Origin of the sequence: Hydrocarboniphaga sp., assembly GCF_028291725.1 — a bacterium.
GTDB lineage: Bacteria > Pseudomonadota > Gammaproteobacteria > Nevskiales > Nevskiaceae > Hydrocarboniphaga.
In genome coordinates, this window is the sequence record NZ_JAQGNT010000002.1 from 1 (window position 1) to 14,922 (window position 14,922).

15 protein-coding genes and 1 pseudogene are annotated in these 14,922 nt (G+C 60.1%); 9 read left to right on the plus strand and 7 right to left on the minus strand.

Annotation, left to right across the window (positions count from 1 at the left end):
• Nucleotides 1-117 precede the first annotated feature (117 nt).
• From JWQ90_RS00100 to JWQ90_RS00125, 6 genes are all read left to right on the plus strand, one after another.
• Complete coding sequence (locus JWQ90_RS00100; RefSeq protein ID WP_299687965.1) at nucleotides 118-1,986, plus strand: helicase-related protein; 1,869 nt, start codon at nucleotides 118-120, stop codon at nucleotides 1,984-1,986.
• The gene (locus JWQ90_RS00105; protein ID WP_299687485.1) at nucleotides 1,983-3,149 is read left to right on the plus strand and encodes a PDDEXK nuclease domain-containing protein; all 1,167 of its coding nucleotides are present in this window, start codon (nucleotides 1,983-1,985) and stop codon (nucleotides 3,147-3,149) included. The genes JWQ90_RS00100 and JWQ90_RS00105 overlap by 4 nt, the downstream gene beginning before the upstream one ends.
• A complete protein-coding gene (csx17, locus tag JWQ90_RS00110) occupies nucleotides 3,146-5,716 on the plus strand; it encodes a type I-U CRISPR-associated protein Csx17 (RefSeq protein WP_299687488.1) in 2,571 nt (856 codons plus the stop codon). The genes JWQ90_RS00105 and csx17 overlap by 4 nt, the downstream gene beginning before the upstream one ends.
• 20 nt (nucleotides 5,717-5,736) lie before the next feature.
• Entirely contained in the window at nucleotides 5,737-6,870 is a 1,134-nt protein-coding gene (locus tag JWQ90_RS00115) for a type I-U CRISPR-associated protein Cas7 (protein ID WP_299687491.1), read from the plus strand.
• 6 nt (nucleotides 6,871-6,876) lie between these two features.
• A complete protein-coding gene (gene csb2, locus JWQ90_RS00120) occupies nucleotides 6,877-8,511 on the plus strand; it encodes a type I-U CRISPR-associated protein Csb2 (RefSeq protein ID WP_299687494.1) in 1,635 nt (544 codons plus the stop codon).
• Between the two features lie 90 nt (nucleotides 8,512-8,601).
• The gene (locus JWQ90_RS00125; protein ID WP_299687497.1) at nucleotides 8,602-8,862 is read left to right on the plus strand and encodes an AbrB/MazE/SpoVT family DNA-binding domain-containing protein; all 261 of its coding nucleotides are present in this window, start codon (nucleotides 8,602-8,604) and stop codon (nucleotides 8,860-8,862) included.
• A gap of 186 nt (nucleotides 8,863-9,048) precedes the next feature.
• On the opposite strand, the gene JWQ90_RS00130 is transcribed toward JWQ90_RS00125, so the two are convergent.
• On the minus strand, nucleotides 9,049-9,417 hold the full coding sequence (locus JWQ90_RS00130) for a PIN domain-containing protein (RefSeq protein WP_299687500.1): 369 nt from the start codon (nucleotides 9,415-9,417) through the stop codon (nucleotides 9,049-9,051).
• Nucleotides 9,414-9,659 carry a ribbon-helix-helix domain-containing protein gene (locus tag JWQ90_RS00135; RefSeq protein WP_299687503.1) on the minus strand — a complete coding sequence of 82 codons (246 nt, stop codon included), beginning with the start codon at nucleotides 9,657-9,659 and terminating at the stop codon, nucleotides 9,414-9,416. The genes JWQ90_RS00130 and JWQ90_RS00135 overlap by 4 nt, the downstream gene beginning before the upstream one ends.
• 264 nt (nucleotides 9,660-9,923) lie before the next feature.
• Here JWQ90_RS00135 and JWQ90_RS00140 point away from each other — a divergent pair, with 264 nt between their 5' ends.
• Nucleotides 9,924-10,112: a hypothetical protein gene (locus JWQ90_RS00140; protein ID WP_299687506.1), complete on the plus strand. Its 189-nt coding sequence runs from the start codon at nucleotides 9,924-9,926 to the stop codon at nucleotides 10,110-10,112.
• Between the two features lie 170 nt (nucleotides 10,113-10,282).
• On the opposite strand, the gene JWQ90_RS00145 is transcribed toward JWQ90_RS00140, so the two are convergent.
• Both JWQ90_RS00145 and JWQ90_RS00150 read right to left on the minus strand, forming a co-directional pair.
• Nucleotides 10,283-10,480 (minus strand): type II toxin-antitoxin system PemK/MazF family toxin, encoded by a 198-nt coding sequence (locus tag JWQ90_RS00145; protein WP_299687509.1) that lies wholly within the window; start codon nucleotides 10,478-10,480, stop codon nucleotides 10,283-10,285.
• Nucleotides 10,477-10,635, minus strand: a complete 159-nt coding sequence (locus JWQ90_RS00150; RefSeq protein ID WP_299687512.1) for a ribbon-helix-helix protein, CopG family — start codon at nucleotides 10,633-10,635, stop codon at nucleotides 10,477-10,479. Before JWQ90_RS00150 ends, JWQ90_RS00145 begins: the two co-directional genes overlap by 4 nt.
• Nucleotides 10,636-10,770: 135 nt before the next feature.
• Here JWQ90_RS00150 and JWQ90_RS00155 point away from each other — a divergent pair.
• Together JWQ90_RS00155 and JWQ90_RS00160 are read left to right on the plus strand one after the other, a co-directional pair.
• Nucleotides 10,771-10,833: pseudogene (locus tag JWQ90_RS00155) on the plus strand (SEC-C metal-binding domain-containing protein); the annotation flags it as partial.
• Between the two features lie 1,391 nt (nucleotides 10,834-12,224).
• Complete coding sequence (locus tag JWQ90_RS00160) at nucleotides 12,225-12,923, plus strand: ERCC4 domain-containing protein (protein ID WP_299687515.1); 699 nt, start codon at nucleotides 12,225-12,227, stop codon at nucleotides 12,921-12,923.
• On the opposite strand, the gene JWQ90_RS00165 is transcribed toward JWQ90_RS00160, so the two are convergent.
• From JWQ90_RS00165 to JWQ90_RS00175, 3 genes are read right to left on the minus strand one after another with little or no spacing between them, the layout of a single operon-like run.
• Nucleotides 12,896-13,321 carry a hypothetical protein gene (locus JWQ90_RS00165; RefSeq protein ID WP_299687518.1) on the minus strand — a complete coding sequence of 142 codons (426 nt, stop codon included), beginning with the start codon at nucleotides 13,319-13,321 and terminating at the stop codon, nucleotides 12,896-12,898. The two genes, JWQ90_RS00160 and JWQ90_RS00165, sit on opposite strands and share 28 nt — an antisense overlap.
• Nucleotides 13,321-13,614 (minus strand): type II toxin-antitoxin system HigB family toxin, encoded by a 294-nt coding sequence (locus JWQ90_RS00170; RefSeq protein ID WP_299687521.1) that lies wholly within the window; start codon nucleotides 13,612-13,614, stop codon nucleotides 13,321-13,323. The genes JWQ90_RS00165 and JWQ90_RS00170 overlap by 1 nt, the downstream gene beginning before the upstream one ends.
• A 30-nt stretch (nucleotides 13,615-13,644) precedes the next feature.
• Nucleotides 13,645-14,883 carry an ATP-binding protein gene (locus JWQ90_RS00175; RefSeq protein ID WP_299687525.1) on the minus strand — a complete coding sequence of 413 codons (1,239 nt, stop codon included), beginning with the start codon at nucleotides 14,881-14,883 and terminating at the stop codon, nucleotides 13,645-13,647.
• Between the last annotated feature and the right edge of the window lie 39 nt (nucleotides 14,884-14,922).

The following is a 14,922-nucleotide window of genomic DNA, read 5'->3' on the forward strand; positions in this document are numbered from 1 at the left end:
GTCCATTGATGAAACTCCTCTGCGTTTGCTTGGCGGCTCACGCTCCGGAGTTTCATTGATGGACCGCCCGATACGTCGAACGTCTACTGCCTCCCCGGCAGAGCCGGGGGGTCTCCCATCGGACTAGAAGGACACAACGCACCGGGCAACGTACCTCGCCGTTCGCTCGTCATCTGCAACACGGTGGATCGCGTCACCTCCGTCTTCGACGCATTGTTTCGAAAGCAGGAAGAGGGAGAGCTTCAAGGCGTTGACGTGGTTTTGCTCCATTCCCGGTTTCGGCCAGCGGATCGAAATTCTCAGACAGCCCGACTGAAGCCGAAGTATCTTGAGAAGTATCCCAACGGGCAGATCGTCGTTTCCACGCAAGTCATCGAAGCCGGCGTGGACCTCTCCAGCGGCATTCTCTGGAGTGAAGTCGCTCCGCTCTCGTCCCTAGTGCAACGCCTGGGACGGCTCAACCGCACCGGGGAATTTGGATCGATTGGAACCGCATGCTTCGGGTGGGAACCTGTACCAATCTTTGTCGGCATCGCATTAGAGGCCCCGCCCCCGGCCGAGAAAGCTGAAGAACGCAAGAAGCGTGAAACAAAGAACGAACGTGCGTATCTTCCATACGACCGGCGCGTCTGCGACGAAGCATGGAACACGCTGCCCGAACTCAACTGTGACGCTTCCCCCGCCGCGCTTGAATCGATCCGCGATGCGATAGAGGCGTCCATCGAACGGTGCCCCTACTCCCTCCAGCGCCACGAGTTGCTGGACTTCTTCGACACCGACAGCAATCTTTCCCTGGGCTACACGGACGTATCCCCCTTTGTTCGAGGCCTGGACGAAGACACCGACGTTTATGTCCTGTGGCGGGAATGGACGGGCGATCCCAACGACCACTTCAGGGGGGATATTGGACGCGACGAATTGTGCGCGGTGCCAATCGGCCGCCTGACGGGAAAGGACAGCTTTAGCAACTGGCGGCAAGACGGCTGGCTATGGGTCCGGCAGGAACGCGAAGGAAAAGGCGGGTGGGTTTCAGCCGGGGGGCAGGGGATCTCTCCCGGAGCTACTCTTCTCCTGCGTACCAGCGCGGGAGGCTACGCTTTGAATCGCGGCTGGACCGGAAAGAGTGACGACAAGCCGGCCGACCTATATCAACCGACCGAGCATCCATCGGATGAAGATCAACTCTCCTGGCTGAACCACGGCTGGCGCTCGATTGCCCTCCATGTGCAGGATGTGCGCAACATGCTGCGCGACATCTTCGCGGCTCTGCCCGACGACGGCTTCATCACCTCTGTAGAAATGGAGGCCTGCCTTAAGGCCGCACTCTGGCACGACATCGGGAAGAACCATGAGGATTGGAAAAATGCTGCGATCAAGGCGCTAAAAGAGGCCGGAATCGAGCCTTCCACGAACGACATGCCGCTTGCCAAATTCTCGCTTTTTGATAGTCCCAGGCTCAAGGATGAAGAAGGCAATCAACTGACCGGGGACAAGCTGCGACGCGAAGTTTATCGCCTCAGAAACTTGTTCAGTCCCGGCATGGCCCACGAAGTGGCGTCCGCCCTCGCGCTGCGGCAGCGGCACATTCAAACCGCCGGCCATCTGCGCTCACTGGCTCCGGAGACGAAAGAGGACTACTTAGCTCAACTCCTTGCCGAATACCTCGTGATGAGCCACCACGGACAGGTCCGGAAGGTGCTGCGGGACGAAATCCCCAGGAATCCGAAGGAGGAGAAAGCCGCGGACACCGTGCGCGGTGTGACGGAAGGCGACCCGCTTCCGGCTATCACAGTCGAGGGCGAGGAAATCGGATGCGAAGCGCTAGCCGTGGATTGCCGCCGGATGGGGCGCGGGGCGGACGGCTGCGAAAGTTACACGCGCGGGGTTCTTCACTTGCTCGATCATTTCGGCCCTTTCCGTCTTGCCTACCTTGAGGCCTTGCTTCGCGCAGCCGACGCTCAGGCGTCAAAGGACGTAGCGCTGTGAATTATCGTGCCTTGGTTGAATCCATAGTTGCCTTGCATCAAGAGTCAAGCGGCCAGGCCGCGCTTGCCGTGAATCGGTGGCTCATCCTGCGCAATTGGATGATTGGCGCGCATCTGGTCGAATTTGAACAAAAAGGCGAAGACCGGGCCAAGTACGGAGCGAAGCTACTGGCGCAACTCGCTCACGACCTGAAGCATCGGTCTGTTTCCGGGAGCAGCGCCGAGATGCTGGGACGCATGCGGCTTTTCTATCGCGCCTTTCCCCAACTGCGCGCACAGATTCCGTCATCGGTGATGACGGAATCCGGCATCGTGCTTGTCCCGCCGGTCGGGCCGGACATTCTGTCACCGGCGATGACGAATTCTGCACCCGGACAGCCCCGTCCCTTGGTTGCCGAAAACATCCTGCGGCTCTCCTGGACTCACTGGATCGAGCTACTGCATCTCGACGACCCGTGGAAGCGCGCCTTTTACGAGAATGAATGCCTCAAGGGCAACTGGTCGGTGCGCCAACTTCAGCGCCAGATCGGCTCGCTCCTCTACGAGCGCACGGCCCTCTCCACGGACAAAACCGCCGTCATAGACCGGGCGCGGCAGCAGTCCACCGAAACACCCTCGCGAATGGCCGACCTGATTCGCGACCCTTACGTGCTGGAGTTCGTGGGCTTGGCGGAACGTCCCAGCTATACCGAAAACGAGCTCGAATCAGCGTTGCTCGATCATCTCCAGAAATTCCTGCTCGAACTCGGCGCCGGCTTCTGCTTCGAGGCGCGGCAAAAACGCATTACGGTCGGCAACGAGCACGACTACATCGATCTCGTTTTCTATCACCGTCGTTTACGTTGCCACCTCTTGATCGATCTCAAGGTACGCGTGTTCAAACACGGCGACGCTGGCCAGATGAACTTCTACCTCAACTACTGGAAGACGAACGAAGTCGGCGAAGGCGACAACCCGCCCGTCGGCCTGCTGCTGTGCAGCGCCAAGGATGCGACCAAGGTTGAATACGCAACGGCGGGCATGGATCAGCAACTCTTCGTTTCAAGATACTTGGTAGCTCTGCCCTCCACCGAACAACTGCGCAGCTTTGTCGAGGCCGATCGCGCCGCGCTTGAGTCTGTCAGGACAGCGCGACACGACGCGAAAGGCGAGGATAGTCCATGAACACAATTGCCATTCCGGGCTGCCGGCACGACATCCTTGGGCACAACCTGAAGGCAATCGGTCTTCTGCGCGTGCTCGCCAGTTGCGCTGAGCCGGAACATTGTGATCCTGAAGCGGAAGGCTGGTGGGATTTTGGCAATGCCTGCTTCCATCTGCGCTCAGCGAAGTATCCAGATGAGGCTGCGCTAACCCGGTTTTTCGCAGATCACTATCGGCCGACTCCGATTTTCTCACCATGGAATACCGGTGGAGGACTGGACGAGAAACAAGAGGTTGTAGTCACGTTCTCCAAGCTCAAGACCGATAAGAAGGGTGGTCCCAAGCTCGGAAAGCCAACCAAAAAGGAAACGGACACACTTGTTTACTTCGTCTTTCGGAACAGACGTACCTTGCGGGCAGCAGGACTGAAAGCTCGGGAGAAGATAAAGGCGCTACGAAAAAAAGTGCCATCCAAGGGCGAATTTTCGTTTGTCCTAAAAAAAGGAGAACTCGAACCGACATTCGCCAAATCCATGGACGAAGTAACGACTCGAACCCAAGTCAAGACTTCCGGCGAAAAGGCCACAATCGCGGTCGTTCAGAGCACGATGGCATCGCATGGTGACATCATCAAAGCGATTGTCGCTGGGCGCCACTTCTTTGCGGACTTCCAGGTGGCGGAGACTTCAGCGCGCACAAGGGAGCTTCTTGAATCGTTTCGAGACGAACTACCGGAACTGGGTGCTCTTGCAATGGACGCCGTTCTGACATCTCGAACGACTCGTGCCAGTGACAATCCGCTTTTTCTGAGGCGTGGTGAAGCGGGAAATAGCGAGATTTTCCGTGGCTTCTGGAGCTACTTCTTGTCGTTCAAAGATAAGCCTGCGGACTTGGTCAGGGCCTCGCTTTTCCCGCAGCAGTCCAGCCTTTGGGATAAGGAGAAATCCCCTGGCACGCCTTTCTTTCCCGATGCCATAAAAACGTACAACAACGGCCTGGGGTGGGTAGTGGATAGCTTTCCATTCAACGCGCTCGACTATCTTCTGGCCGTCGAAGGAGCGCTCGCCTTGCGGGGAGCAGCGTCGCGTGCACTGGCAGCCAACAGCCGGCGATTCGCAGCGTTTCCTTTCGTCTTCGACTCGGGCGAGGATCTCGTAGACGACAGCAACGAGGTGAAGGGTACGGCTTCCTCCATCTGGCTGCCGCTGTGGGATCGCCCGGCCACTTTTGCGGAACTGTCATCATTCATTTGCGACGCTCAGGCACGACTGCCCGGAAAGGAAGCTCGATTCTCCGCCGAATTCGCGCGCGCCTTGCGTGCCCAGGGCGTAGACGCCGGCTTTTCAGGCTGGCAGGAGTTCCGCTTCAAGATGAAGGCGAGCCGCGTACCGTGGGTGTGTACCGGGCGCTACCTGGGCGCTACTTCCGACCGGCACTCAATACCCCTCAACGATGCGCTGGCGCCGCTGGATGAAAGCGGATTTCTCGATCAATTTGAACCGCAATACAAAGGGAGCAAGATCGATTCGCGCAGCCCTCATCCGATTCGAGCATCGATCGGCGCGGCCATCGAAGATGCCGTTGTTCAGCCGACACCGGACAATGCGATGGAAATACTTCTCAGGCTCTACCCGGCCTGCGGGAAACTGGCGCAATCTAAATCGTTTCGTGAAACGCTCCGCCAGCGCGCCACCTTCTTCGCCCCACTGCCAATGAAGCAGTGGGAAGACTTATTGGATGGATTCGATACATCGGAATTCAGGATCGCCCGAGCGTTGGCTTCCATTGCAGGATTTTCCAAGCAGTCAAATGGCAAATTCTCAAAAGCGCAGCCCTTCCTGGGCTCGCTGTTGCCATTGAACCTTGAATACGGGCACTGCCGGCTTGAAGAGAATTCCAAGCAGGCTGTCTGGAGCGGCGCCGACCTTTGCCACGACCTCGCCCGCGTGCTGTCGCGGCGCTATCTCGATTCGCTCGATGATGTGCGCCCAGCACTCCTGGCGCCTCGTTCGGCTCCATTGCACGACATCCTCGCGTTTTTGAACGGCGGACTCGATGACTATCGCATCGCACGCTGGACCGAGGCGCTGAGTCTTGTCGGCTGGCATTTCGAACATGGGGAAGGAAATCCCCATTCTTCTCCCCACAATGAGGACAAATCACCAGAAGACGAGCGGCAGAACTTCCCGGCCATTCCTCTCCCGTACGCTGCACTTCGTGCGCTGCTCGAAATAGAGTGCGAACGACAAGGAGCGGATGCTTCGTTGTGGAAGAAGCGCCGTTCCAACCGCCCGATTGCCCTGCTGTGCCAGCGCGCGCCGTCGTCGCTAGCGCTTACCGTTGAAGACGCTCTCCGCTGGCTAGCGATCTGGGGTGTCCCGAACTGTTGGGGCGAACCCGCCCGCCTTGAAAAGCGTCGCCTAGGTGGGCGAGACCTCATCCGCGCCGATCAACGCGAACTCAAATTCGGCGAAGCCCAATCGCGCCTCGTCACCCGCCTTGCCGCCGCCGTTCTCATCCCACTCGATTGGCGTGATCGCGGGAAGCTCTACCGTGCTGTCACCCTTCCACAATCCGTCAAACACTGAAATCAAAAGAAGGAACTCCCATGAGCAACAACACCTCAACTGGCATTTCGCTGCTTGAATTCGACGACTTCACGGTTCCCGCCGGCTGCCGGCGAATTTTCATCACCGCCGAACTGGAACCTTCAAATGGCGATCCACGTATCCAGCCCACGGGCTTCCCCGACATTGGCCCAGTGATGTATCCCGATCCGTCGGGGCAACACGGACTCATCTGCCTGGTCGAATCAGAAGCCTCTATGGCCAATCGACTAGAGGATGTGTGCCTTTCCGATAAATACACGGGCGCACTCAAACCCGCGCTGGGGGGATTGCCGTATATCAAGCTGACGGAGAATGGTGAAGCCAACGGAGTCTTCAAGACGAGTTCCTCAATTGACGGGCACCGCTTTGCGTCGGAATACATCATGGGCGCGAAAGGCCGCGTCGATGGAATAGGAAGCAGCGCGGAAATGAAGTCGTTTCAGGCGCCAGCCAACCAGAACAGGGAAATGGTCGAGTTGGTGAAGGCCCGATTGGGAATGCCAGCGGGCGACACCTGTCCGGCTGCCAACGTCCCAGAGATTTTCCGCCTGGCGATGGAATACGACCCGCTGTCGCTGATTCATGGCTTCCAGATTTCCGTCAAGAATAAGCTGACCTTTGTTGGTTTGCGATCACCGCGCGCCTTGACCGCGAGCATTGTCGGTTTGAATTGCGAACGAGTGAGTGTTCCCGGCATTCGCTTCGATCCGATTGGAACCGGTGACGCTGGCCAAGCCATCTTCCAAAAGCAGCGCATCACGGCCAAGACAATCGAGGCTCGCTTTTCCATTGATGTTGGTCTGCTTGCCTCGCTGCGCCTTGACACTCCACAGAATGGGATTCCAGGTCAACGCCAAAACGCGAGGTTTCAACTCTTGCTGGCCATTGCGCTGTGGAAGGTAGCCGTGTTCCTCGATCTCTTGCGGATTGAACTGAGCTTGCGGTCTGAATGCAAGCTGCGGTTGAAAGATAAGGCACAACCGCAGTTCAAGGCAGAAGGTGGATCTCCTACCGCAAGCGGCGACTTTCCGTATTCCTCTATCGCAAACGGCTCTCTCACGAGAGAAGGCGGATTGATTGCAGGTGCGCAACTGCCTGCCGGCCGGCATCCGCTCGTTCTGGCGTTTGCCTGAATCGTCATGCTCACCCTTCGACTCACCTTCCCCTGGGGCCGCTACTACGCCCATCCTTGGGGACTCAACCCGACGCGGTTGCGCGAAGCCGAATGGCCGCCAAGCTCGTGGCGTTTGCTGCGAGCGCTGACCTCCGGCTGGTTCCGTGCGAATAGCGGTCATGCGCCAACGTCAGAGCTGCTCTCGCTTCTCGAAAAGCTGGGGAGAGAATTGCCGGATATCGCCGTCGGCCCAGTCGCGTTTTCCCAGACGGTTCACTGGCAACCGAATTTCGGGGCGGCGGACAAGGATGCCAGAGCTGCCGCAACCTATAAGCGCACCCGCCACGAAAACCATTTTGCCGCGACCGCAAGCCCGGTGGTTTTCTGTTGGAAGAATCTCGCGCTTGATGAGCGGCAGCGTTCTCTGCTTGGAGACATCCTCCCGCACGTCAGCTACTTCGGCCGTGCAGAATCACTGTGCAATCTGGAACTGACGGATGGCGACAACTTTCCCGGTGTCGGCTGGTGCCGGCCTTGTCTGAGCAATGGAGAGCCCATCCGCCGCATCGCTGAAAACTGCCGCGATGTGTTCTGCCCCGATCCACGGAACTTCCAGGCGGCTGATCTGTGGTCCCGCCGCTCCCGTCGCGACGGACTCGATCCTAGCGCCGCGCCGCCCCATCTTGTCGAAGACCTGCTGGCGCACCAGCCCCTGCCCGATGGCGGGCGATGGGTATCGTACGAAATGTCAGCAGGATGGCCAGGCCGATGGGTCGTGCGCATCGCCAAGTCCGCGCGCCCCAAGGCATCACGATCTCCGGCGCCCCGTATCGCTCACTACCTCCGGTTTTCTCTTCAGTGCCGCATCCCCGTGCCACTCAAGTTCACCGTGCCTCTGGCGGATATGTTCAGAGAGCGCGCACTCGCTCATCATCGGAGCGCCAATAGCGACAGCAACTCTTTCGCGCTATCAGGACACAACCGGCCGGAAGATGTTGAAGGTGAACACCAGCATGCTTTCTATCTTCCGCTTGGGACGGACCGGGTTCGTTCGGATTCGCTGAACGAACTTCATGTCTGGTGTCCCTACGGCTTCACCCAGGCTGAAGTCGAAGCCTTGATGCGCGTTCACCGTCTCGATTGGGGAAGCGGAAAGCATCCCCTCAAACCGGTTCTCATGGCGATTGGCAATACGGTTGCTGAGGGTTGCCCGATTTCCATCGGGCAGAACTCGAGCCGCATCTGGCGCAACAGTACACCGTTCGTTCCTCCGCGCTACTTCTACACGGGAAATCTGCACGGCGCGAAACTCAAGGCCAAAGACTCGCCGGAACAGCAGCTGGTTCTATGCCTACGGCAGGCAGGAATCAACTCGACCGGCGAAATTCGCCGTCTGACACCCAGCGGACAGGCTCAAAAATCCACTCCGCCCATGTCGGACTGGGCTATTGTTCGGGCACCGGAAGGCGAAGAAGAAATCTCGACTGGGGGCGTTCTTACCGCGGTCCACGTTCCATCAGCGTCAGCCAAGACAGAAAAGACTCGCCGAATTGGCTTGTTCTTCGAGCTTACGTTTGACGCCCCCGTTGCTTTTCCAACGCCTGCTCTAGGCCACTCCTGTCACTACGGGCTCGGCCTGTTCGTCCCTTGGAACATATGAGACCGGTGGGCCGAAGCTGCACTTCAGGCAAACACATTCATCATAACCACTCCAATAAAATCCTTACCAGGTATTACAAGCAGACCAGCCATGCCCACAACCTTTGTCACCAGCAAAGGACAAGTCACGATCCCCAAGCGCGTTCGCAAGGCTTTGGGGATCACGGCGGGGAGCAAGGTCGAGTTCGATCTGGAAGCAGGCAGCGCGCGTATCCGACTGGTGAGAGCGGGCACGCAGTCTTCTATCGAGGCGGTGCCGGCGATCCTGAACTACTCGGGGCCGCGCATCCCGGTCAGTGAGATGCGGGGCGGTGTTGCAATGAAGAAGGCTGCTTCCCGTGCGCGCCGTTGATACCAAGGTGCTGTCACGCCACTACCGGCAGGATGCCTCGAAGCAATCACGCGTCGCTACGTCGGTGCTTGCTGCAGTCGACGTGTTTGAACCGAAGACCGTGATGCTGCAACTCGAATGGGTACTGCGCTCGGTTGCCGAGCAGCCTGCTAACCGGGACATCACGCGGATCGCGGCCGACCCAAATCAGACGCGATACGGCACCAGCACGTCCGGCGTTCCGCCCGTGCTGAAGTCGCGCGTGTTGCGCGTCACCAGTGTCAGACCGTGGTGCGTGGCGATGGCGGCTTGTAGTGCGTCGGGCAGTTTCCAGCGCTGGGTTCGCCTCAAGGCTGCCGCCAGATCGGCGACCTCGGCCGTCACCGGAAGCGCCGCAAACACATTGAGCAACTCCAGCGCCAGGGGTTCGGTTTCGCCGGTGAAGCCCACGAGCACTTCGGCGCGGGTAATCACCGATATTGCGCACTGGCTACCGTGTTCAGCGATGAAGGCTGTCGCTGCCTCGATGCCGTTGAAATGGTCGATCAGGACGACGGAATCCAGCAGATACTTCAAGCCGAGCGATCCCACTCGTCACGCATCCGCTGCTGCCACGCAAGTCCGTCGCCGTGCCGCCAGATGCCGGCGGTTCTCGCCAACGCATCCTGCAGCGCCGGCCTGCCTTGACTTTCCTCGCGCACGCGGTAACTGCGGATCGCCTGACGAACCAGCTCGGTCATCGGCAGATGACGCTTTCGAGCCTCGCGATCAAGCCAGTGCTTGTCGTCGGGGTCGAGATTGATCAGGGTCCTGGCCATAGGCAGGGATGATATCACTGCCGACGTTAAACGATATCGCGCCTGTGCCGGCCGGCAAAGCGCAGGTTGGCGTAGCAGCATGCTGTCAATTGGACATGGCGTTTTTCAGTCGATGCCTCGGAGCCGCGGTTCATGAAGATTGGACGCAACGATAGGATATGCATGACGGCGCAGCCGTTAACCGAGTCACTACTGAAGAAGTAACTCTGGTGGAAAACGTCCGCCGAAGCTGCGGCGCATCCCGATCTCCTGATCGCTCAGATTATGAACCTGGGCACCTGGGATGATGTGGCGACGCTCGAAGCTGCCGTTCCCTCCGAGCGTCTGCGGCAAGTGCTGACGCACGCCGAAGCAGGGCAGTTTTCGGAGAAGTCCTGGCACTTCTGGCATCTGCGTCTACATGTAGCGGAGCTGGGCTCAATACCGCCGTTGCCGCAGAGGAAGTTCGAATGAAGATCTTCGATCCACTTCTTTCCACGCTACGGCTTCGGCGCGCGTCGTGGATTCCCTCAGGCGCCAATCCCCAAAATCGCCAGCAGGATTTTATCCAACTGGCGCATCTCATCTTCGGTCAGGCTCGCCAGCGGGCCTTCTCCAAAGCGTTCCCGGTCCAGGGATCGTGTTTATTCCACGGCGACGTACGAGGTTTGGTTCAAGCGCCCGCGAGGCGGAACTTCGATACGCAGGGCTTTTTCCTCCGGCCGCAACTGTGTGGTGAGCGGCGCGGCGATCACCGTTTGCAAACGGCGATTGAACGCTTCGATCTGCAACACCACGGCGGGCCGGACTTTGCCGAACTCGGCGCCGCGATTGGGCTTCATTCGCGCCATCCAGATAAGGCATCCCGTTCCTGGCGGCGAAAGGCGTCGGCAATCAAATCACGAACGAATTCGGAGCGGTTTTTCTTGGCGGCCCTGGCGGCACGCGCGAGCTGCTTTTCGAGGTCATCTGGCAGCCGGATCGTCAATGCCCTCATGTCATCCACCTCGTCCGATGGGACTTACTCAGCGACAGCTGGGCAGTTTACGTCGAGACTTATGTGTGAGCGACGCCATTCTTCCACCACACCCACCGATAAACACCGACGCCTAAATCCATGAATTCAGCTCCGAAACCCGGACGCAACGATCCCTGCCCCTGTGGCAGCGGCAAGAAGTACAAGCAATGCTGCCTGGCGGCGTCCATCAGCGCCGCGCAGGACCCGGCCCAGCTGCTGTGGCAGCGTATCCGACGGGCGACCGCTGATTTTCCGGCGCGAATGGCGAGGTTCATCCTGGAGACTTATGGCGTGGTCGCGCTGGATGAGGCCTGGGGCGAATTCACGCTGTGGGACGGCTCCAGCTTCGATTCGAGAACACCCTACCTGCAGATGTTTCAGCCCTGGATGTATCACCGCTGGTCGCCCGACCCGGCAGAAACCGCGGTCGCGGACAGGGCGCTGCACGGCGTGACGCCGACGCGGGCTTTTCTGGATCGGAAAGGCCGCAGTCTCGATCCGCTACTGCGCCAGACTCTGGAAGCCTGCCTGGCTTCGCGGTTCAGCTTCTTTGATATCGAGCACTGTGAGCCGGGACACGGCTTCCGGGCTCACGATATTTTTACCGGAGAGCAGCACCATGTGCTGGAGCGCAGCGCGTCGCAGACGATGAGCAACGGCGATCTGCTTTACGGTCAGATCGCCAGCGTGGGTGGCATCAGCTTGCTCGAAGCCTGCAGTCCGCGCGCCATTCCGCCGATTCACAAGATCGAGGTCGTCGAACTCCGCAAGCAACTCCGGCCCGAGCGCGAGCTGATTACGCATGATCTGATCCTGGACCAGGAAGACAAGCTGCGGCGGCTGTATCTCGACTTCATGGAGCGGCTGCTTGACCCGCAGCTGCCCTTGCTCCGAAACACCGATGGCGAAGATGTGGTGGTGCAGCGCCTGGTGTTCGACATCGATTCGGCGCAGGTGGCTTTCGACGCACTCAAGCACCTGGACTTCGAGAGCACCGAAGCCGGGCTGCTCGAAGGCGCCGAGCGTGATGAACAAGGCCAGCTGCGCCGCGTCCGGTTTGACTGGAAGAAACCCGGCAATCTGGTGCACAAGGGCTGGACCAACACGATTCTCGGCGCCATCGAAATCGACAATCAGCGGCTGTACGCGCAAGTGAACTCGAAAGAGCGCGCCGCGGATTTTCGCCGCGTCGTGGAGCAGGCACTGGGCAGGCGGGCGCGCTATCGCATGGCAGAGGTCCAGTCGGCTGACAAGCTGTTGGCGCAAGACGGAGCGACGATGATGCGGCCCGGGCAGCCAGATCTCGCGGAATTGCCCGAAATCAAAGCCCAGCTCGCCGAGATGATGGCCAGGCATTACGAGCATTGGGTGCATGAGGGAGTCCCGGCGCTCGGCGGCTGGACTCCGCTGGCGGCAATGCAGCAGCCCGATGGACGCGAGCAGGTCGAAGCCCTGGTCCGGCAGGCCGAACGGGATAGCCGGAGAATGAAACCATCGGTAGACCCGGCCGTTTTCGAAACGCTGCGCGCACGGCTCGGGCTACCGCCGTGAATCCGACGACCGCGCGCATGCCACTGATTCTCGACGACCGCGAGTGTCGTGGCCCGCTGCCGGATGCGCTCGCGGCAAGCGGCGCGTTTGATGTGGAGATACGGCGCCTTGCGCTCGGTGATTGCCTTGTCGATGGCGCACTGCTGTTTGAGCGCAAGACGCTGCCGGATCTGGCGGCCTCGATCAAGGAGGGTCGATTGTTCAGCCAGGCGTTGCGGCTGGCGCGGGCGCGCTGGCCTGCGGCGCTGGTGCTGGAAGGAACGGCCGGCGATCTGGCCCGCAGTGAAATGCGCTGGGAGGCGATCCAGGGCGCCTTGATCAACGTCTCCTTGTTCATCGGCCTGCCGATATTGCGCAGCCGCAGCGCCCTGGAAACCGCGCGCACGATGCTTTACGCCGCCGAGCAGAACCGCGCGGTCGTCATGGGTGGGCTAACCCGGCGCGGGCGGCGGCCCAAGGGCAAGGCCGCTTTGCAGAGCTATATCTTGCAGGGTCTGCCCGGCGTCGGTCCGGAACGAGCGGCGCAATTGCTGGCCCGGTTCGGCAGCGTGGAAGCCGTAGTGAGCGCAGACGCAGAGGTGTTGACGAGCGTAGCCGGCATCGGATCTCAAACAGCGCGCCGCTTGCGCTGGGCGCTTGGCGATACGCCCGGGAATGCTTCCGGCACCGGAATCAAACCCAGCAGTCCCTACAAAAACAGATCCGCCCGCACATGAAATCGCCGCGCCAAGCTCTTTGCAATCTCCTTGCTGATCGCGCGCCTGCCGCTAAGGATGTCGGAAATGCGGCTCTGCGCGGCGCAGTCGGTGAGATCGCCTTGGGACAGGCCCTGTTGATCCATCAGGAAGCGCAGCACTTCGCGCGGCTCGGCTTCCGGAATCGGGAAGTGTTCGTCTTCATATGCTTTGACTCGATCCGAGAGGTAGTCGAGCACTTCTGCCAGCGGGTGTTTCTCATCGCTGCCGATTTCTGCAAGCAAGACATCGATGGTCGCCTGTGCCCGCGCGTAGTCTTTCTTGGTGCGCACGGAAGTGACGCCGACAAGTTCCTTGAATGGCGTCCAGGCTTTGAGAATGGCCTTGGGCTCGGGAACAACCTTGATTGCATTGCCCATTACTTGTCCCTCTTCCAGTCTCCGCGGTCGTATTCCGCATGAGTGAGAACGGCTCGGATGTAGACCTTGCGCCGGTTGTAGTGGATGGCGGCAATCAGCCGGTACTTGTTGCCACCGATGTTAAACACCGTCAAGCCCTGCACATAATCTGCGCTGGCAAAAGTGGCTCTCAGATCGTTGAAATCGGTGAACACCTCGCTCTCCATGGTGCGATACCAAGCCTGGAGGGGCGCTGCTGCCTCTGGATGACGGGTCCAGAATGCAATCAGCGCCGGTTTCGCGATAACGTGCATGACCGATATTTTATACCAAAACGGTATCGATCAGCCATCCCCTTGCATCGGCGCCGCCCACAGCCGCTCGCCAAACCGCAGCGTCTGCTCGCCGCCATACAGCACCACGCCACAGCGGAAGCGCGCACCCAGCGCCGCTTGCAGATCTTTCAGCCCGTTGAAGTGACGCTCGCCCAGGCTGCTGCTGGCTTTGACTTCGATGCCGACACAGTCGCCCGCAGCGTTCTCGATGACGATGTCCACTTCCACGCCGCCGGCACTGCGGTAGTGGTAGATCTTGTGTGGACTGGGCAGCGCGCTATTTTCCCGGCGCAGTTCGCCCAATACATAGGTTTCGAGCAAGGCACCGTAGTGCGGGGCGCTACCGAGGCTGGTGGCGTCGATGCCGGACAGAGCGCAGGCCAGGCCGCTGTCGAGCAGGTAAGCCTTAGGCGCCTTGATCAGCCGCTTGCCGAGGTTGGCGTGCCAGGCCGGCAGCGGCTGGTACAGAAAGCTGGCTTCGAGCAGCGCGACGTAGCGATGCAAGGTGGCCTGCGGCACGCCGGAAGCGCGGGCGAGCTCCGCCACGTTGGCGAGCGCGCCGCTGCGCACCGCGAGCAGGCTCAACAATCTCGGCAGCGCCGTCAGATCGCTGATGTTCGACAGCTCGCGGATATCACGCTGCGTGATGGTGGTGACGTAGGCGTCGAACCAGGCGCGGCGGCGATCGGCGCGCTTGCGCGTCAGCGCTTCGGGGAAACCGCCGGCGACGATTCTCGCTGCAAGGCCCTCGCCCTGGCCGCTGCCGGATGCAGGGAGGAAGCTGATCGACTGGTTGGCGAACAGGCTCTGGATAAAGCCCGGCGTCGCGCCGCCGATCTCGCCTTGCGCGAGTGGATGCAGGGTCAGCACTTCCATGCGCCCGGCAAGCGACTCCGCGGCGCCCGGCAGCATGAAGATATCGGCCGAACCCGTCAGCAGAAAGCGCCCGGGGCGACGGTCCTTATCGACGCTGCGCTTGATCGCCGCGAACAGCCCGGGCGCTTTCTGGACTTCGTCGATGACCAGCAGATCCTTCGCGCCAGCGATGAAGCTGGCGGGGTCGGCGGTGGCCGCTGCGAGCGCGGTGGGGTCGTCAAGCGTCAGGTATCGGCCCGATCGAGCAGCGGCAATCGCCTGGACCACGGTGCTTTTGCCGGTCTGGCGGGCGCCGTTGATCAGCACAACGGGCGTGTCGGCCAGCGCGTCGGCTAGGCGATGCTCCAACCATCTTGGATGATAATCACTCATGTCATGGATGATAATCTCTCACGGTCAGGATGACTATCC